Below are 19,254 nucleotides of genomic sequence, written 5' to 3' on the forward strand. Positions count from 1 at the left end.
AAGACCGGCGCGTCGCGCAGCGACTGCAGGATCGTTGGCGGGGCTTTCAAGCCCCGACGCGGCGGCACGACGACATCAACATGCGATCCCCCTGCCCCTCGCTGCCTATGCTTGACGCTGGCGCCTGCCCACTGTTACATTTTCGCGCGATACCGATAATCACAACAGACCTGCATCATCCACAACTGAATACTGGCCCTTATCAAGAGAGGTGGAGGGAGACGGCCCTGTGAAGCCCGGCAACCACCCTCTCGTGAAGGCGCCGCTGACGCAGCAGTTGTCAGTGCGCCGGGAGCGCCCACAGCGCGTCGAGAGGGAAGGTGCCAATTCCGCCAGAGCAATCTGGAAGATAAGGGGAGATTGGTAGCAGATCGCGACGATCCCCTTATCCCAGTCTGGGGATCGGCTCGGAAAAGCTGATTGGCCGTCGAACCCGTCCACCTGTTGGACGACGAGTGCGACGGCCCTTCTGTTTTCAGGGCTGAGGAAGGTGGTCTGCGTTGGGTGGAACTGTCAAGGGACTTCAGTGTCGTGAGTGCGGTGAGCTGTACCCCGCGCAGGCAATCCACGTCTGCGAGTTGTGCTTCGGCCCGCTCGAGGTCGCGTACGACTACGACGAGATCGGCAATCGCATCTCGAAGCAGAGCATTGCTGACGGCCCGGCCTCCCTGTGGCGCTACAAGCCGCTGCTGCCCATCGAGAGCGACACCTACGTGGACTCCCAGGCCGGGTACACGCCGCTCGTCCGCGCTCACAACCTCGGCAGGGCGCTCGGGCTGAACAACGTCTACGTCAAGAACGACACCGTCAACCCGACCTTCTCCTTCAAGGATCGCCCGGTCTCGATGGCCTCCAGCAAGGCGCTGGAGCTGGGCTTCAACACGCTCGCCTGCGCCTCGACGGGCAACCTGGCCGGCTCAGTGGCCGCCCACGCCGCCAAGGCTGGCATGCGGGGCGTCGTGTTTATCCCCGCCGACCTGGAGCCGAGCAAGATCTCCGGCGCGCTGGCCTACTCCCCGACCCTGGTGGCCATCGACGGCAACTATGACGACGTCAACCGCGTCTGCTCGGAGATCGCCGACAAGTACCACTGGGCGTTCGTCAACATCAACATGCGGCCCTACTACTCCGAGGGCAGCAAGACCCTCGCCTACGAGGTCGCAGAGCAGCTTGGCTGGCGGCTGCCCGACCGGGCCATCGTGCCGATCGCCAGCGGCTCGCTGTTCACCAAGGTCTGGAAGGGCTTCGGCGAGCTGACGAGGCTCGGGCTGGTCGAGGGGACAGCCCCGAAGATGGTCGGGGCGCAGGCTGACGGCTGCTCGCCGGTCGTGACGGCCTGGGATGGTGCGACGTTCGAGATCGAGCCGGTCAAGCCGAAGACCATCGCGAAGTCGCTGGCGATCGGCAACCCGGCCGACGGCTACTACAGCCTGAAGATCATCAAGGAGTCCGGCGGCGAGGCGACCTCCGTCACCGACGAGCAGATCGTCGAGGGCATGAAGCTGCTGGCCCGCACCGAAGGCATTTTCGCGGAGACGGCTGGCGGGGTGACCGTGGCCGTCCTCAAGAAGCTGGCCGACCAGGGCAAGCTCGATCCGGACGAGCTGATCGTGGTCTATGTGACCGGCAACGGCCTCAAGACGATGGAGGCATTGTCCGGACAGCTTGATACGCCCGTCTACACGCGGGCGAACATCGCCGCGGTCGAGGAGGCCCTCTCCCTGGCCGAGCCGGTCCCAACCCTCGCGTGACCCTTGTGATGAGGATCGACGTGGGCGCGACGCCCTCTTGAGACGCACAGTCGGCGGGCACGACGAGGTGGCCCGCTGGCGACCATCCGCGCGGCCGGAGTACGCTCCGGCCAGCGCGCTCGACGACGAGAAGGAGGCCCCGCCATGGCACGTCAGCGGATGAAGCTCACGTTTCCACCAGACCTGATGAACTCCCCGCTGGTGTACACGATGGGCAAGCAGTTCCAGGTGGTCACCAACATCCGCCGCGCCAACGTCAGCGGCGACCGAGGCTGGATCATCCTGGAGATCAGCGGCAGCGACGACGAGATTGGGCGCGCACTGGACTGGGCCAAGGGCCAGGGCGTGCACATTGAAGAGAGCGACGGCGAGCCTGCAAGCTCGTAGGGCCGCCCGCCCACAAGCGGCGCCCGTGCCGTCAGCACTGAGGAGCGAGTCTGCGATGAGCGTGCGTGTCCGAATCCCCGCCCCCCTGCGGTCCGTCACGGCCGGCGAGTCCGAGATCTCCGTCGGCGCAAGCAACGTCGATGGGGCGCTGGTCGAGCTGGAGTCGAAGTTCCCGGCGATCCGCCAGCGCCTGCGCGACGACGCTGGCGCACTGCGCCGGTTCGTCAACCTGTACGTCAACGGCGAGGACGTGCGGTTCCTCCAGGGGCTGAACACGGCCCTGAAGGCCGGCGACGAAGTGTCGATCATCCCGGCGGTGGCCGGCGGCTGCTAGGGCCAGGAGTGCGAGTGGCTGTGAATCCCCCGCTCACCACCACCGAATCGTCGGACGCTGCGTCCGCTGTTCCCCCGTCGCCCGATTCGGCCGGAGCTCCGTCAGGGGCGGCGGGGGGCCTCGAACGGTACGCCCGGCAGTCCGTCTTCGCCGGGGTCGGCGAGGACGGGCAGCAGCGGCTGCGCCAGAGCCGCGTCGCGCTGATCGGCTGCGGCGCGCTCGGCACGGTGCTCGCCAACGTGCTGGCCCGGGCCGGCGTCGGCTTCCTCCGCATCGTCGACCGCGATTACGTCGAGCTGACCAACCTCCAGCGGCAGGTTCTCTTCGACGAGCGAGACGCCCTGGACGCCTCCCCGAAGGCAACGGCCGCCATCGAGCAATTGCAGCGCGCCAACTCGGAGGTCGTCTACGAGGCCGTCGTCGCGGATTTCGGCGCGGACAACGCCGAGGAGATCGTACGGGACGTCGATCTGGTGCTCGACGGCACCGACAACCTCGAAACGCGCTACGTCATCAACGACATCTGCGTGAAGCTGGGCAAGCCGTGGGTCTACGCCGCGGCGGTCGCCAGCTACGGCGCGCTGATGCCGATCATCCCTGGCGAGACGCCCTGCCTGCGCTGCGTCTTCCCCGATCAGCCGGACGTCGGCTCGGTGGACACCTGTGACACGACTGGCGTCCTCGGCGCGATGACCGGCATCGTGGCGAACATGGCCTCCATCGAGGCGATCAAGCTGCTGATCGGCGCACACGACCGCCTGAACCGGGGCCTGACCTGGGTGGACTGCTGGTACAACCTGTTCGAGCGGACGCCGGTCACCGCGCCCGTGGCGGACTGCCCAACCTGCCAGCAACGGCAGTTCACCTTTCTGGAGACGCCGGCCTGGAAGCGCGCCGCCACCATGTGTGGCCGGGACGCCGTCCAGGTGCGACCGCCGACGCCCGTGGCGCTCGACCTGAAGGGGCTGGCCGCCCGGCTGTCACCGCTCGGCGAGGTGAAGTACAGCCCGCACGCACTGCGCCTCGTGATGCCGCCGCACGAGCTGACGGTCTTCCGCGACGGCCGGGCCATCGTCAAGGGCACGTCCGAGATCGCGGTGGCCCGGAGCCTCTACGCGCGGCTCGTCGGGACGTAGCCTGGGTCGTGGGTCGTGGGTCGTGGGTCGTGGGTCGTGAAAACGTAACCCCACCGCCCACGATCTACGATCCTTGACCCTCTTCCGCGCGCTCGGCGGTCGAGGCCGGCTGCAGCGGGATCAGCCGCAGACGGGTGATCCGCACCCCTTCGACCTCCTCGACGGCCAGCCGATAGTGCTCCAGCTCGACAACGTCGCCGGTCTGGGCCAGCCGCCCGAGCTTCTCCACCACCAGGCCACCGACCGTGTCCACCTCGCCATCCTCGTCTACCTCGATGTCGAAGTGCTCGTCAAGCTCGTCCAGGCGGAGGGTGGGGGCGACGATGGACGTGCCGTCCGGCTGCGGCTCGACGCTCGGCGTCTGGGCGTGGAACTCGTCCGGCACATCCCCGACGATCTCTTCTACCACGTCGTCGATGGTCACCAGCCCGGCCGTCCCGCCGTACTCGTCGATCACCACGGCCAGCGTCGTGTGCGCCCGGCGGAATTCGGACAGCAGCCGGCCGGCCGGCATCGTCTCGGGCACGAACAGCGGCTGGCGCATCGTCCCGCGCAGGTCGAAGTCCGCGTGGTCGCGGCGGGCCGCACGCAGCAAGTCCTTGATGTGGATGACGCCGATGACGTTGTCGAGCGACTCCTCGTAGACGGGGAAGCGTGAGTGGGGGCTGCCTTCGGCCAGCTCCAGCAGATCGTCCAGGGTGCTCTCGACGGACACGCCGACCATGTCGCGCCGCTGGATCATCACCTGATACACCGAGAGATCCGCGAAGTCGAACACGTTGCTCAGGAGGTCGCGCTCGGTGTCCTCCAACGCGCCCGCCCGATGGCTCGTCTGAACCATCAGCTCCAGCTCTTCGGCCGTGACCGCGCCCTCGTGCTCGTTGGCCGGCTCGATCCGCATGACGGCCAGCGCGAGGTTGGTGAGCCCCGTGAACGCCGCGATGAACGGGCGGAAGACGCGGTAGAACGCCTCCGTCGGGCCGACGGTCACGATGGCCGTGCGCTCGGCGTGCTGCAACGAGACCATCTTCGGCACCTGCTCGCCCAGCACGATGTGGAGCATCGTGATCAGGGTAAACGAGATGGCGAACGAGATCGTGTGGACGGCGGACCCGAGATACTGCTCGGGCAGGCCGTGAAAGAGCGGCTCGATCAGCGCGGCGACCGTCGACTCGCCGATCCAGCCGAGCCCCAGCGAGGCCATCGTGATGCCGAGCTGAGCCGCCGAGATGAACCGGTTGGGATCGTCCTTGGCCCGCAGCAGCATCCGTCCAAAGCGGTGCCGCTCATCAACCATCTGCTCGATTCGGCTGCGACGCAGGCTGACCAGCGCGAACTCGGCAGCCACGAAGAAGGCGTTCAGGAAGACGAGTATCCCGACGCCCGCCAGGCGTATAGCAACGTCTGCGACGCTCGTAGCACCCTCCGCGCGGGCCGGTCGTCCTCCCACGGACGACGCGGCGGCATCGACCCGTGAAGCCTCGACTCGGAACAGCGTACCACAGTTGTTGACCGCCCGAACGAACCACTCGCGTAACGATGACGCCGCGAAGCGACCGTCGGCGTCGTGCCGATTCCCTGCAAGAATCGGGCAAGTCGCGGGGCCGAGTGACGGCCAGATCGGCGCTCCGTGACGGTACTCTCACGGTCCGCGCCACCCACGTGCGAGAGCGACGGCGCTGTTTCCGCCGTGCCGCCACCCACAGGCTATTCGGCGCCCGAGACTGGATCGGCTAACCGTCTTAGGCGCGCCCGCGCAGAAACGTTTGACTTCGCTGGTGGAAGGTCGGGTGGGCGCTGGTGTAGAGTGCCGCTCCAGTGGCCGTACATGTTGCTGTCTGCTAGGAGCGCTCGACGTGACCGAACGTGATGATGCCGCACTTGAATATCACCGCTCGGGCCGACCGGGGAAGATCCAGGTTGTCCCGACCAAGCCGACCCTCACGCAGCGGGATCTTTCGCTGGCGTACACGCCGGGCGTCGCCGACGCCGTGCTGGAGATCGCCCGCGACCCGCTGACCGCGTTCGACTACACGACGCGCGGCAACCTCGTCGCGGTCATCACCAACGGCACGGCCATCCTCGGTCTGGGGAATCGCGGACCGCTGGCCGCCAAGCCGGTCATGGAAGGGAAGGCGCTCCTCTTCAAGCGGTTCGCCGACATCGACGTGTTCGACCTGGAGATCGACGCGCCGACGGTGGACGAGATCATCGCCGTCTGCAAGGCGCTCGCCCCGACGTTCGGCGGCATCAACCTGGAGGACATCGGCGCGCCGGCCTGCTTCGAGGTCGAGGCGCGCCTGCGGGAGATGCTGGACATCCCCGTCTTCCACGACGATCAGCACGGCACGGCCATCATCACCGGCGCGGCGCTCCTGAACTACCTGGAGCTGACCGGCAAGAAGATGGACGCGCTGAAGGTCGTCATCAGCGGCGCAGGCGCGGCCGGCATCGCCAGCGCCGAGCTGTACGTCGACCTCGGCATCAAGCCCGAGAACCTGATCCTCTGCGACTCGCAAGGCGCCATCTACAAGGGCCGCACCAGCGGCATGAACGAGTGGAAGGAGCGCTACGCCGTCGAGACCGAGGCGCGCTCGCAGTTCGACGCGATGCGGAACGCCGATGTCTTCGTCGGCGTCTCGGTGGCGGACAGCGTCTCGACGGAGATGCTCAGCGTCATGGCGGACCGGCCGCTGCTGATGTTGCTCTCCAACCCGAACCCCGAGATCAGGTACGAGCTGGCCGTCGAGGCGCGGCCTGACGCCATCGTCGGGACGGGCCGCTCGGACTACCCCAACCAGGTCAACAACTCGATGGGCTTCCCGTACATCTTCCGGGGGGCGCTGGACGTGCGGGCGCGCCAGATCAACCAGGCGATGAAGCTGGCAGCGTCGCGGGCGCTGGCCCAGCTGGCCCGCGAGGACGTGCCGGACGTGGTGCTGAGCGCCTACGGGCTGGAGTCGCTGAGCTTCGGACCGCTCTACATCGTGCCGAAGCAGTTCGATCCGCGCGCGCTGGCCCGAATGGCCCCGGCGGTGGCACAGGCCGCGATGGACACCGGCGTTGCCCGCGTCCAGCTCGACATCGACGAGTACCGCAAGAGCCTCGAAGGGCGGTTCGGCCGCGGCTTCCAGGTGATGAATCGCCTGATGGAGCGGGCCAAGAGCGCGCCCAAGCGCGTCGTCTTCCCGGAGGGCGAGGAGCCGAAGATCCTGCGGGCGGCGGCCCAGCTGGTCGAGCAGGGGATCGCCGACCCGATTGTGCTCGGGCGGCCGGAGGTGGTCAAGGCGCGGGCGGCCAGCCTCGGCCTGAACTACGTGCCGAAGGTCATCGACCCGACGCAGTCGAAGCTCGTGGACGCCTACGCCGAGCAGTTCTCGGGCAAGCGCGCCCGCAAGGGCATGACCCTCCAGCGAGCGCAGGCCCGCATGATCACCCCGAACTACTTCGGGCTGATGATGGTGGAGCGTGGCGACGCCGACGCCTTCGTCTCGGGCCTGACCTACGACTATGGCTCGGTGATCCGGCCGGCGCTGGAGGTGGTCGGGGTGCGGCCGGGCGTCAGGCGGGCCTGCGGCGCCTACATCCTGCTGGCGCAGGAGATCCCGGGCAGCAGCCTGAAGGCCCGCCCGTACTTCCTGACCGACGCGACGGTGAATATCGACCCGTCTGCTGAGGATCTGGCCGAGGCGGCGATCCTGGTGGCCGAGCTGGCCGGCGAGCTGGACACCGAGCCGCGCATCGCCATGCTCTCCTTCTCGAACTTCGGCAGCGTCAGCCACCCGCAGGCCGCCAAGATGCGGCGGGCGGCCGAGATCGTGCGGGAGCGGCGGCCGGATCTGGCCGTCGATGGCGAGATGCAGGCCGACACCGCCGTCGTCTCGGAGATCGTCCAGCAGCGTTACCCGTTCAGCCGGGTCTCGGAGGCGAACATCCTGGTCTGCCCGAGCCTCGAAGCCGCCAACATCAGCTACAAGCTGCTGGAGCGGATCGGCGGGGCCGAGGTGGTCGGGCCGGTGCTGCTGGGTATGGGCAAGTCGGTCCACGTCCTCCAGGCCGGCGACGAGGTCGCGAAGATCGTGCGGATGGCGGCGATGGCCGTCATGGACGCCCAGATCCGCGACGGATCGGGGCCGTCGTCGGAGGTGCGCGCGGCCGTCACCGGCTGACGACCAGGGGACGGCCTTCTCAGGACGGAGCCTACGTCCAGGCATCTCGGTCACGGCGCATTTCGAGTTGAAGCGGTCAGGGCGCGCTGCTACCATGCGCGCTCATGACTGCGTCAACAGATGACATTCGATCACCCACGGCCCCAAGAGACGACCTCTGCTTCATGCCGGCCGTCGAGCTGGCGGCGAGGATCCGCGAGCGCGCGGTGTCACCTGTCGAGGCAGTTGATGCCGTCCTGGCCCGCATTGATGCGTTGAACCCGACGCTCAACGCGTTCGTCTTCGTCCACGCCGACGAGGCCCGGCAGTTGGCGCGGGCGGCCGAAGCCGCCGTCATGCGCGGCGACGATCTCGGGCCGCTGCACGGCGTGCCGGTCTCCGTCAAAGACAACCTCGCCATCGCCGGGAAGCCGTCCACCTACGGCTCAAAGCTCCTGCAGGACAACGTCGCCGCTGAGACCTCCCCGATTGGCGAGCGGATCATCGCGTCGGGCGCCATCATCGTCGGGCGGACCAACACCCCCGAGTTCGCCTGGCGCGGATCGACCGACAACCCGCTCTGGGGGGAGACCCGCAACCCCTGGGACACTGGCAAGACAGCCGGCGGCTCCAGCGGCGGCGCTGGCGCGGCAGTCGCGTCGGGATTGGCCCCGCTGGCGCTCGGAACGGACGGCGCAGGCTCGATCCGCATCCCGGCCAGCTTCTGCGGGATCGTCGGGCACAAGCCGTCATTCGGGCGGGTGCCATTCTTCCCGTCCTCGGGGGCCGGCGAGCTGTCGGCGCACGCCGGGCCGATGACCCGCACCGTTCGCGACGCGGCACTGTTCCTCGACGTGATGTCTGGCCCCGACGACCGAGACCGCTTCTCGCTGCCCAGGACGCACGAGCGGTACATCCAGTCCGTCGAGGGCGGCGTGACTGGCTGGAAGGTCGCGTGGAGCCCCGATCTCGGGCACATCCCGCTCGATCCCGAGGTGCGGGCCATCGCGGAGGCGGGCTGGCGGGCGTTCGCGGAGGCCGGAGCGGCGCTGCTGGAGCCAGACCTCGGCCTGCCAGATCCCGAGCCGATGCTGGCCGTGCTCTACCCGTTCGCGCAGGCGGCCGGGCACGCCTCCCGCCCGCCAGAGCAGCACGCCGTGATGGACCCCGGCCTCGTCGCCATCGCCAAGGACGGCGCGAAGCTGACGGCAGTCACCATCGGCCAGACGATGGCCGCCCGCACGGCCTACTGGGACAAGATGTACCGGGCGTTCCTCAACTTCGACGTGCTGGTGACGCCGACCATCGCGGTGCCGCCCTTCGAGTGTGGCATCGTCGGCCCGACCCAGGTCAACGGGCAGGATGTCGTGCATCTCGCCTGGACGCTGGCCTACCCGTTCAACTTCACGGGCCAGCCAGCCGTCACCGTCCCCTGCGGCTTCACCCAGAATGGGCTGCCGGTCGGACTCCAGATCATCGGCAAGCGGTACGCCGACGGCGCGGTGCTGCGGGCCGCTGCCGCCTTCGAAGCGGTCCGCCCCTGGGCCGACCGCCGCCCATCCCTGTGAGCGCCAGTCAGCAAGCCCACGCCACGGACCACCTTCCGGCCGGCCGGGAGGTCGGCCGGCCGCGCCCAGGGATCGGGCAGCGCCGGTTTACGCTGGGCCAGGGGCGGTACATCGACGACCTGCCGGCCGGCGACTGCCTCCACGCGGCGTTCGTCCGAAGCCCGTACCCACATGCGCGGATCGTGTCGGTGGATCGGGCGGCGGCCGAACGCGCGGCCGGCGTCCATGCGGTCGTCGTCGGCGCGGAGCTTGGGCAGCAGGCGGCGATCCCCGTCAACCGCTTCACGCCCGACCTGAAGCTGCCGGACTACCGTGCCCTGAGCGGCAATGTGGCGCGCTACGTCGGCGAGCCGATCGCCGCCGTGGTGGCTGCCACACGGGCGCAGGCCGAGGATGCCGCCGCCCTCCTCGAGATCGAGTACGAGCCGCTGGCAGCCGTCACGACTGCCGGCGCGGCGCAGGCGGCTGACGCACCGGTCCTCCACCCCGACCTCGGCGACAACGTCTGCTACCGGCTGGCGGTCGCCGGCGGCGACGTCGAGGCGGCGTTCGCCGCGGCAACACACACGGTCGGCGTGCGGGTGGTGCACCACCGCATCAGCGCCACCCCGCTTGAGCCACGCGGCATCCTGGCCCGCTGGGATCCCGGCCTCGGAGAGCTGACGGTCTGGAACTCCTGCCAGACGCCGCATCAGCTCCGCGACGATCTTGCGATGGCGTTCGGGTTGCCGCAGCACCGGGTCCGCGTGATCGTGCCAGACCTGGGCGGCGGCTTCGGGGCGAAGGGCTCGACCTACCGCGAGGATGTGGCCGTCGCCGGGCTGGCGCGGCTGCTGGGCAAGCCCGTCAAGTGGATCTCGACGCGACGCGAAGACTTCCTCTCGACCCAGCACGCCCGCGACCAGATCGACGAGGCTGAGGCGGCCGTTGACGCGGACGGCCGCATCCTGGCGATCCGCACCAACACGACGACCAACCTCGGCGCGTTCCTGCTGGGCCGGAGCAGCCGGCAGGCCCTGCGGGTGACCCAGTTCGCGACCGGCGCGTATCGCATTCCGGCACATGCCGCCCTTGCCACCACGGTCTTCACCAATACGGTCCCGACCGGAGCCTACCGGGGGGCCGGCCGTCCGGAAGCGGCCTACATCGTGGAGCGGCTGATCGACGCCGTCGCCCGCGAGACGGACATCGACCCGGTCGAGATCCGCCGCCGCAACTTCCTGCGGTCGACTGACTTCCCGCACCGCACCCCGAACGGCGCAGCCTACGACAGCGGCGACTACCCGCAGATGCTGGAGAAGCTGGTGCAGGTGGCCGACTACGCGCGGCTGCGCCGGGAGCAGGCGCAGCGGCGGGCGGCCGGCGAGCTGGTCGGGATCGGCCTCGCCACGTTCATCGAGAACACGTCGGCTGGCTGGGAGAGCGGCGCGGTGCGCGTCGAGGCGGATGGCACGATTACCGTGATCAGCGGCGCGATCCCGATGGGCCAGGGCGTCGATACCGTCCTGGCGCAGATCGTGGCGGATACGCTCGGGGTGTCGGTCGAGCGGCTGCAGCTTCGGTTCGGCGATACCTCGCTGACGCAGGCTGCGATGGGCTCATTCGGCAGCCGCAGCACGGCGGTCGGCGGCAGCGCGGTGCGACAGGCGGCCCTCCGCGTCCGCGAGCGAGCGACCGTCCTGGCGGCGCGGCTCCTGGAGTCCGCCCCTGACGATGTCGAGTTTGCCGACGACGTGGCGTTCGTACGAGGCGCGCCCGAGCGGCGGGTCGGCTGGCCGCGGCTCTCGAAGGCCGCCTACCCGGCCATCGGGCGGCCGGTCCCAGAAGAGCCCGGCCTGGAGGCGCACGCCTTCTTCGGGACGGACGGCGAGGCGATTGCCGCCGGAGCCTACCTGGCAGTCGTGTCGGTGGACCGCGACACCGGCCAGATCCGCCTGGAACAGTTGATCGCCGTAGACGACTCGGGCGTCGTGATCAACCCGCTGCTGGCCGAGGGCCAGATCCACGGCGCGATGGCCCAGGGGATCGGCGAGGCACTCCAGGAGCGGGTCGTCTACGATGCGGACGGGCAGCTGCTGACGGCCACGCTGTTGGACTACGCCCTGCCGACGGCCGGACAGGTGGTCCGCCCCGTCACCGATCACATCGTGACGCCCAGTCCGCTCAACCCGCTCGGCGCGAAGGGGATGGGCGAGGCCGGCATCATCGGGACGCCGCCGGCCATCGTCAACGCCGCCATCGACGCCCTGGCGCCGCTCGGCGTCCGGCATCTCGATCCGCCGCTGCATCACGAGAAGATCTGGCGCATCCTGCGCGACGCCGGCGTCTGACCGACGTGCACGCACAGCAGGTCACCTACGGCAGCTCAGGCACAACGCTCGCGCCCACGTGGCTCCCGCGCCCCTACCATCTGTGCAGGAGAGTCCTCATGTCGGACCAGCACGAGATGCACCCCGTCGGCTCGCAGATCATCTAAAAGGGTGACGTGGTTCGCCTCGTGGGCGCCACCGTCGAGCCGGGCGGCGCCCTCCCGATATCGAGCTGAAGCAGCACGGCTTGACGGACGTGCCGGCCGTCAACGCCAACATCTCCGCAGAGCAGTAGGCGCACCCGGGGCAGGAGCAGCCCCAGGCGCCGCCAGCATCTCTTGCCGCCGGGCAGCATGGGCGCGGATGTCGCGCTCCTGGTGGAGCAGCCCCGGGCGCTGCCAGCATCTCCTGCCGCAGCCTCTGCCCGCAGGCCACCGCCGCGGCTTACCGCCGCTTGACGAAGACCCAGGTCGTTGACGAGCCGGGATCGCGCCGCAGCATGACGCGCACCAGGGTCGGCCGCATCCGGTAGGTGAAGGTGTAGTTGAACTCGATGTCCAGCTCGTCGTCCTCGATCCCCTCCTGAAACTTGCCGTAGAACAGCCGGTTGTTGGTGCACGGCGCCAGTTGCGTGAAGAACCTCTTGCCCTCGGCAACAGACGGATCGATCCCCGAAAGGTGCGACTCGTAGCGGTTGTAGAGCAGGATCACGCCATCGTCGTCGAGCTTGATCGCGCCATGGCCGAGCGCGTCGGCCCCCTCGCGCGTCAGCGACCCAAGCTGGCTGAGCGTCTGCGGCGAGACAAACGTCGAGCCTCCGAAATCTACGCCCACGCGGATCCCTCCGAACCTGCCACGAGCGTGTCATCGCGCTCGGCATAGAGTGACTCAAGCTGCTGCTGCATGCTTGCGATGAGCGCCAGCACGTCATCGACGGTTGCGACGCCCGTCGCATTCGTCAGGCGCTCGCGGTCAGCGTACAGGTCCGCCAACTGGGCGCTCATGCTCTCTACAAGATCGTCGCGGTGCTGAGCGTCGTCGGACACAGGCGCGCCCATGCGTGCCTCCTTGCTGGTTCTCGACTGCCGCGCCGGAACGGACCGCACGCAGTCACGTTCCGGCTTCGGCTGTGTCTAACGTCGCAGGCGTTGACGAGGGGACGCCGTGCGGCCTGACGCAGGCCGTACAGGCCTGCCACAACGTTAACAGCTCACGAGCACTGTAGCAGTGCGTGGTTCCCGTCGATACTCCAAACAGTGCACTGACCACGCGCCACGGGATCGGATGGAATCGTGACCCTTGAGGTGAGCCCTGCCGCCGCGCCGCTCGCTCCACATCGGCTGCCACCACCGGTAGCCGGGCAGGCGAACGTGGTGTCGTCCGCGCGCCACGAGTCCCAGAGCGAGCAGGCGCTGCTGGAACATGCTCTGATCCTGGCGTGTACGGCCGTCGGCATGGGGACAGCGTTCGTGGCGCGCGACAATGCTGACGGCGCCTGTCGGCGGGTGGCCGCCGTCCATCGGCAACCCGGCGGGCCGACACTTATCGTGGGGCAGGCGCTCGTGTGTCGCCCCGCTGCCGCTGGCAGTCCAGGCAGCGGCAGTCGCGGCGCCGGCGATCCGGGCAGCGGTCGTGGAGCCGCCACCGATGCCTGGCTGCTCGCCCTTCCTGGCGTGGCCGCCGGCCTGACCGTTCCGATCCTGCTGGCGGACGGAACAGCGCATGGCGTCCTCGGCGCGGTCGATTCGCGCCCCCGGGCGATCGCCCGCGAGGACCGCGCGACGCTGGCGGAAGCGGCCCTCGTTGTCGCGGCGCTGCTGGATCAGGAGTCCATCAAACGCCGGCACGACCTCGTGCTGCGCTCGGCCGGCGAGGGCATCGTCGGGCTGGATCGGCAGGGCGTCATCACGTTCGTCAGCACCATGGCGGCGCGGACGCTCGGCTACCAGCCTGCAGACCTGATCGGCCGGGACCACCACGCGCTGTTCCATCACTCGGGATCACACGGCGAACCGCTGTCGGAGGCCGACTGCCCGATTCTGGCAGCGATCCGGTCCGGCAATGGTCACCGCGAGGCCGACGCGGTCTTCTGGCGGAGGACCGGCCGTGCCGTCCCCGTCGAGTACGTCTGCACGCCGATGCCGGACGCGGTCAACGCAGACGCCGCCCTGCTGCTCTTCAAGGACGTGACCGAGTCACGCGCCTTCGAAGAGGAGATGCTACGGCAGGCGTACCACGACCCGCTGACCGCGCTCCCGAACCGAAACCTGTTCATGGAGCGGCTCGAACATCACCTGCAAGAGAATCAGCGGGCGTCAGACGGCATGGCCGTGCTGTTCCTCGACCTGGACCGCTTCAAGAACATCAACGACAGCCTCGGGCACGGCGCGGGCGACGAATTGCTGATCGGAGTGGCGCAACGGGTGGCCGCCTGCATCCGCCAGGATGACGTCGTCGCGCGGTTCGGCGGCGACGAATTCGCCGTGATGCTGACCGGCGTGCGCCACTCTGCCGACGCGGTGCTCGTAGCCGAGAAGCTCCTGGCGGACATCCAGGAGCCGTTCGTCCTTGACGGCCACGAAGCCTACGTCGGGACCAGCATCGGCATCGCCGTGGCCGGCCCGCACTCGGAGGCGGGGGCGCTGATTCGGGATGCCGACGTGGCATTGCACCGCGCGAAGCTCGGCGGCAAGGGCCGCTGCGTCGTCTTTGAGGAGACGATGCCGGCGTTCTCGGTCGAGCGGCTGAGCCTGGAGGCCGATCTTCGGCGGGCGCTCGAACGGCGCGAGCTGCGGCTGTACTACCAGCCGGTGCTCGACCTCGGCACCGAGAAGATCGTCGGCGCGGAAGCCCTGGTGCGCTGGGAGCATCCGAAGCATGGACTGGTGTCCCCGTCCGACTTCATCCCGATGGCCGAGGAGACCGGGCTGATCCTCCCCATCGGCAAATGGGTGCTGGAGGAGGCCTGCCGGCAGGCGACGATCTGGCGACGAAAGTACGCCGATCACGCTGACTTCACGATGGCCGTCAACCTCTCGGCGCGGCAGTTCCAGCAGCCAGACCTGGTGGAACAGGTGCGCGCGGCCCTGGAGCGTGCCGACTTCGCGCCGGAGCTGCTGCGGCTGGAGATCACCGAGAGCATCCTGATGGAGGACGTCGACGCCACGCAGGCTCAGTTGCTCGCGCTGCGCGGCCTGGGCGTGAAGCTCGCCATCGACGACTTCGGCACGGGCTACTCGTCGCTCAGCTACATCCAGCGGTTCCCGGTGGACACGCTCAAGATCGACCGCTCGTTCGTGATGGGCCTCAGCGAGGACGCCCGCAACCCCAGCATCGTGCAGGCGGCGGCGTCGCTCGCGCACGCCCTGGGCATGGACGTGACCGCCGAAGGCATCGAGACGGTCGATCAGCTCCGCTCGCTTCAGGGGCTGAGCTGCGACCACGGCCAGGGCTACCTGTTCGCCCGGCCGCTGAGCAGCGAAGCCATCGACAGCCTGCTGACGAACGGCATCCCGCGCGACCGCTAGCCCCCGCGCGAGCCCGCCGCGCGCCACAACCGGCGCATGGCGAGCCAGCGCCGCTCCGTATCAGGTCTGTTTTCGGAGGCGCGGGTCCAGCAGGTCGCGGAGGCCGTCGCCAAACAGGTTGACGCCGAGCACCGTGAGGGTGATCGCCACACCGGGGAACGTCGCGATCCAGGGCGCCGTCGTCAGGACGTTGCGTCCCTCGGCCAGCATGCGGCCCCAGGTCGGCGTCGGGGGCGGCACCCCGACGCCCAGGAAGCTGAGCGCAGATTCCATCAGGATGACGCGGGCCAGCTCCAGGGTGAAGATCACCAGGACCGGGGCCATCAGGTTCGGGAGGATGTGCCGCCACATGATGCGTACATTGCTGACGCCGATGGCCCGGGCCGCCTGGATGAACTCGCGCTCGCGGATCGAGAGCGTCACGCCACGGACCACCCGAGCGTAGATCATCCAGGTCGTCAAGGCCATCACCAGGATCAGGTTCTGTAAGCTCGGGCCGAGAATCGCGGCGATGGCCAGCGCCAACAGGATCAGCGGAAACGCCAGGTTCAGATCGACGATCCGCATCACCAGGATGTCAACCTTGCCGCCGTAGAACCCGGCCGCCAGCCCGGCCGAGACGCCGACGACCGCCCCGAGCAGCGCCGCCGTCGTGCCAATCGCCAGCGAGATCTGCGCGCCGTACACGATGCGGGACCAGACATCCCGCCCGAACTGGTCCGTCCCGAGCGGCGCCTGGATCGAGCCACGCGCCTGCCAGGCCGGAGGCCGGTTGGCCAGGGCGAGATTCTGGGTGATCGGATCGCGGGTGACCACGACCGGGGCCAGCACCGCCAGCAGGATCACCAGCCCCACGACTGTTGCCCCGAAGGTCATCAGCGGGCTACGGCGGAGAAGGCGCAGGGGCAGGCTGGCCTGGCGGGCGGCCCCGTCGCTGGCCCGCGCAGCCAGCGCTGAGCCGGCCGCAGTGGTAGAGGTACTCATGGCCGAGGCGGTCTCCCGGAGCGCGGCGATGGCGGCACGAGGGGCACGGTCGAAGGCACGTCAGCCTCGCACGCGGATGCGCGGATCGAGCAGGCCGTACAGCAGGTCAACCAGCAGATTGATGGTGACGACTGCCGTCGAGAGGATCAGCACCGCCGCCTGCACGACCGGATAATCGCGGTTCGTGATCGCCTGAATGGTGAACAGGCCGACGCCCGGCCAGGTGAAGACGGTCTCGACGACGACGGCCCCGCCCAGGATGTAGCCGAACTGGAGGCCAATGACCGTGACCAGCGGGATCAGGGCGTTCCGCAAGGCGTGACGGGTCAGCACGGCCCAGCCGGGCAGGCCCTTCGCTCGCGCCGTGCGAACGTAGTCCTCCGAGAGGATCTCCAGCATCGAGGAGCGAGTGATCCGGGTCAGCAGGGCCATCAGGCCCGTGGCCAGCACGCCCGCGGGCATCACGACGTGCAGCCACGTCCCCCGCCCGGAAGTCGGCAGCCAGCCGAGCGTCACGGCGAAGAACAAGATCGCCATGATCGCCAGCCAGAAGTTCGGGACGGCCTGCCCGAGCAGCGCGACGGCCATCGCCAGGAGATCCACGATCTTGCCCCGCTGCGTCGCGCTCAGCACGCCGAGCGGAATCGCCAGCAGGATCGCCAGCACCATCGCCGTCAGCGTCAGCTGGAAGGTTGCCGGGAGCCGTTCGGCGATCAGCGGCAGGGCCGGCGTGCCGTGCCGCAAGGAGGTGCCGAGATCGCCCTGGACGGCGCGCAGCAGGAAGCTGCCGTACTGGACGATCAGCGGCCGGTCGAAGCCCCACTCGCGCCGGAACTGGGCGACGCGCTCAGCGGTGGCGTCCGGCGGCAGCATCAGCACCGCCGGATCGCCACTCAGAAACGTCAGGAAGAAGGTGATGATCGAGACGCCCCAGATCACCAGCAGGGCCAGCAGCAGCCGCTGGACGACGTAGCCGGTCACAGGTCGCCCTCACCGGCCGATGGGCGGCCCACACGGCCCGCCCCCCGCCGCTGCGCGGCGCGAACATCGGCTTCGCCGACATCATCTCGGCTGCGCCGCCTCTCCGTGTCGCCGACGTCACTGTGCGCGGGAGAGGGGGAGGTCGGTACTATGCGCGCGTGACGGGGGGCCACGGCTACGCCGAGGTCAACGGGTACAGCCACTGGGTCTCGTCGGCGCGCGGGTCATACGAGACCTTCTTGTTCATCGCGAAGACGGCGTCGTTCTGGAACAGGAAGATGAACCCGGCGTCGTCCTTCAGCAGCTGCTGAACCCTCGCGTAGAGCGGCACACGCGCGCTCGGATCGAAGGTCGCCTCCGCCTGGTTGCACAGGGCGTAGACTTCCTCGTTGCGGTAGAACAGGCCGAGGTTCTGCTGCATCATCCACTTGATGGCCCAGGCCGGCTCGAAGTAGGCGTTGCCGAGGCTGTAGATGTGCAGCGGCGAGAGCTGGTTCGCGACGCGGCGCGGGCCGAACGCGCCGAACTCGAAGACGTTCAGCTTGACGTCGATGCCGACCTGCCGCAGGTACTCGACGATGGCCTCGGCCGGCTTGGAGTGGTCCGCGATGCTGCCGGTGAACGAGTCGAACTCGACCGAGAAGCCGTTCGGGTAGCCGGCCGCGGCCAGCAGCTCCTTCGCCTTCGGCGGGTCGTACGGGTACGGCGTCACGCTGGCGTCGTAGCCGAACGCAGCCGTGGGGACGGCCGTCGCGAGGCGCGTCGCATGGCCCAGGTAGAGCGCCGAGATGATGGCGTCCACGTCCACGGCGTAGTTGAGCGCCTGCCGCACGCGGACATCGTTGAACGGCGTCACGCGCGGATCGATCCCGATGAAGAAGACGCGCGGCGTGGCGATCGTCTTGACGGTCAGGTTCGGGTTCGCCTCAAGCTCGGCGATCCGCTCGTAGGGCACGTTAGCGACAAAATCGACCTCGCCGGTCTGGAGCGCGGCGATGCGGGCGGCATCCTCGAGAATCGGCCGCACGGTGATCTGCGAGATGCTGGCCGGGCCGCGCCAGTAGTTCGGGTTGGCCTGGAGCACGAGACGCTCGTTCTTGACCCACTCCGTCAGCATGAACGGACCGGTGCCGTTCGGCTTCGTGGCGAGCATGGCAGCGTCGGTTGCCATCGTGTGCGTGGGCGAGAGCATGCCGCCGTACAACTCGCTCAAGCGATTCGGGATCATGATGTCGGGCTGCTTGGTCCGCACCACGATGGTGCTGGCGTCTACGACGTCCACGCCGGCGATGGTCGCCAGCTCCGAGCTGATAGTCGACTTGGTGGCCGGATCGATGGCCCGCTCGATGGTGAACTTGGCCGACTCGGCGTTGAAGGGGTCGCCGTTGTGGAACGTCACGCCCGAGCGCAGTTTGAACTGCCAGGACGCACCGTCGCCCAGGAAGCCCCACTCGGTGGCGAGCGCCGGCAGGATGTTCGCACTGGCGTCACGGGCCGTCAGCCCGTCAAACACGTTCGCGATGAAGATCTGGGTATTCCGGCCGACCGTCAGATGCGGGTCGAACGTGTTCGGCTCGGCCGAGAGCGCGATGGTCACGCTCTTGCCCTGGTTCGCCACGGCGGACGCTGCCCCGGCCGTCCGGTCCGTCAGCAGGCCGGCCGCCTCAGCCGACCGACCGCCCAGGCCCGGCAGCGCTGCCAGCGCCAGCCCTCCAGCCGCCGCACCAGCCACCCGGCGAATCGCCTGACGCCGAGATACGCGACTGGTCCCTCTGCGATTCTCAACACGCATCGCCCTGCCTCCACCCTCGCTCAACCACCAGCTGTTCCGCACCTGCGGGTCACTCACGACGATCGCGGCCCGCATCGAGCTGGTGCGGGCCGCCGAAACTGCGCTGTGACGCCTGACCAGACCCAGAAGCCGACACGTCCGGGGGCCAGGCAGTGGGGTGCCGTCGCCGCTACGATTGCTCGCCGCCAATGAGCAATCTGCCCTGTGGAGATGCCGAGGACCGACGGGAGTCACGCTGCTCAGCCGCACCGCCGGCCCGCCGCCAGATGGCGAATACCGGGACGCACGCGAGCATGCCCTCAGACCCGCCCCTCCTGGACGATCTGAAGTGCGACAA

Annotated in this window: 14 protein-coding genes and 1 riboswitch; of the genes, 8 read left to right on the plus strand and 6 right to left on the minus strand. The window is 68.8% G+C overall.

The annotated features are described in order from the left end of the window. The first annotated feature begins 196 nt into the window (after positions 1-196). Positions 197-356, plus strand: a riboswitch (SAM riboswitch). Positions 357-500: 144 nt separating this feature from the next. The 4 genes from IT306_19080 (at position 501) to IT306_19095 (ending at position 3,608) form a co-directional block, all read left to right on the plus strand. After that, a complete protein-coding gene (locus tag IT306_19080) occupies positions 501-1,751 on the plus strand; it encodes a threonine synthase (protein ID MCC7370533.1) in 1,251 nt (416 codons plus the stop codon). Between the two features lie 144 nt (positions 1,752-1,895). Next, positions 1,896-2,138: an NIL domain-containing protein gene (locus IT306_19085; protein ID MCC7370534.1), complete on the plus strand. Its 243-nt coding sequence runs from the start codon at positions 1,896-1,898 to the stop codon at positions 2,136-2,138. Between the two features lie 55 nt (positions 2,139-2,193). Continuing rightward, a complete protein-coding gene (locus tag IT306_19090; GenBank protein ID MCC7370535.1) occupies positions 2,194-2,472 on the plus strand; it encodes a MoaD family protein in 279 nt (92 codons plus the stop codon). Positions 2,473-2,492: 20 nt separating this feature from the next. Then, positions 2,493-3,608, plus strand: a complete 1,116-nt coding sequence (locus IT306_19095) for a ThiF family adenylyltransferase (GenBank protein ID MCC7370536.1) — start codon at positions 2,493-2,495, stop codon at positions 3,606-3,608. 64 nt (positions 3,609-3,672) lie between these two features. Here the strand turns inward: IT306_19095 and IT306_19100 are convergent, their stop codons facing one another. Further along, positions 3,673-4,956, minus strand: a complete 1,284-nt coding sequence (locus IT306_19100; GenBank protein ID MCC7370537.1) for an HlyC/CorC family transporter — start codon at positions 4,954-4,956, stop codon at positions 3,673-3,675. Positions 4,957-5,464: 508 nt separating this feature from the next. On the opposite strand from IT306_19100, the gene IT306_19105 reads away from it, so the two are divergent. The 3 genes from IT306_19105 (at position 5,465) to IT306_19115 (ending at position 11,654) form a co-directional block, all read left to right on the plus strand. Next, positions 5,465-7,777, plus strand: coding sequence for an NADP-dependent malic enzyme (locus IT306_19105; protein MCC7370538.1), 2,313 nt, complete (start codon positions 5,465-5,467; stop codon positions 7,775-7,777). Positions 7,778-7,881: 104 nt separating this feature from the next. Next, positions 7,882-9,324, plus strand: a complete 1,443-nt coding sequence (locus IT306_19110) for an amidase (protein ID MCC7370539.1) — start codon at positions 7,882-7,884, stop codon at positions 9,322-9,324. Further along, a complete protein-coding gene (locus tag IT306_19115; GenBank protein ID MCC7370540.1) occupies positions 9,321-11,654 on the plus strand; it encodes a xanthine dehydrogenase family protein in 2,334 nt (777 codons plus the stop codon). Before IT306_19110 ends, IT306_19115 begins: the two co-directional genes overlap by 4 nt. A 423-nt stretch (positions 11,655-12,077) precedes the next feature. Here the strand turns inward: IT306_19115 and IT306_19120 are convergent, their stop codons facing one another. After that, positions 12,078-12,467 (minus strand): PAS domain-containing protein, encoded by a 390-nt coding sequence (locus IT306_19120; GenBank protein ID MCC7370541.1) that lies wholly within the window; start codon positions 12,465-12,467, stop codon positions 12,078-12,080. Continuing rightward, positions 12,458-12,691 carry a hypothetical protein gene (locus IT306_19125; GenBank protein ID MCC7370542.1) on the minus strand — a complete coding sequence of 78 codons (234 nt, stop codon included), beginning with the start codon at positions 12,689-12,691 and terminating at the stop codon, positions 12,458-12,460. Before IT306_19125 ends, IT306_19120 begins: the two co-directional genes overlap by 10 nt. 234 nt (positions 12,692-12,925) lie before the next feature. Here IT306_19125 and IT306_19130 point away from each other — a divergent pair, with 234 nt between their 5' ends. Then, positions 12,926-15,160: an EAL domain-containing protein gene (locus tag IT306_19130; protein MCC7370543.1), complete on the plus strand. Its 2,235-nt coding sequence runs from the start codon at positions 12,926-12,928 to the stop codon at positions 15,158-15,160. 60 nt (positions 15,161-15,220) lie between these two features. Here the strand turns inward: IT306_19130 and IT306_19135 are convergent, their stop codons facing one another. From IT306_19135 to IT306_19145, 3 genes are all read right to left on the minus strand, one after another. After that, a complete protein-coding gene (locus tag IT306_19135; GenBank protein ID MCC7370544.1) occupies positions 15,221-16,036 on the minus strand; it encodes an ABC transporter permease in 816 nt (271 codons plus the stop codon). 168 nt (positions 16,037-16,204) lie between these two features. Beyond that, positions 16,205-17,125 (minus strand): ABC transporter permease, encoded by a 921-nt coding sequence (locus tag IT306_19140; GenBank protein ID MCC7370545.1) that lies wholly within the window; start codon positions 17,123-17,125, stop codon positions 16,205-16,207. Between the two features lie 175 nt (positions 17,126-17,300). Next, positions 17,301-18,857, minus strand: a complete 1,557-nt coding sequence (locus IT306_19145; GenBank protein ID MCC7370546.1) for a hypothetical protein — start codon at positions 18,855-18,857, stop codon at positions 17,301-17,303. Positions 18,858-19,254 lie beyond the last annotated feature (397 nt).

It is taken from the genome of Chloroflexota bacterium (assembly GCA_020850535.1).
GTDB lineage: Bacteria > Chloroflexota > UBA6077 > UBA6077 > JACCZL01 > JADZEM01.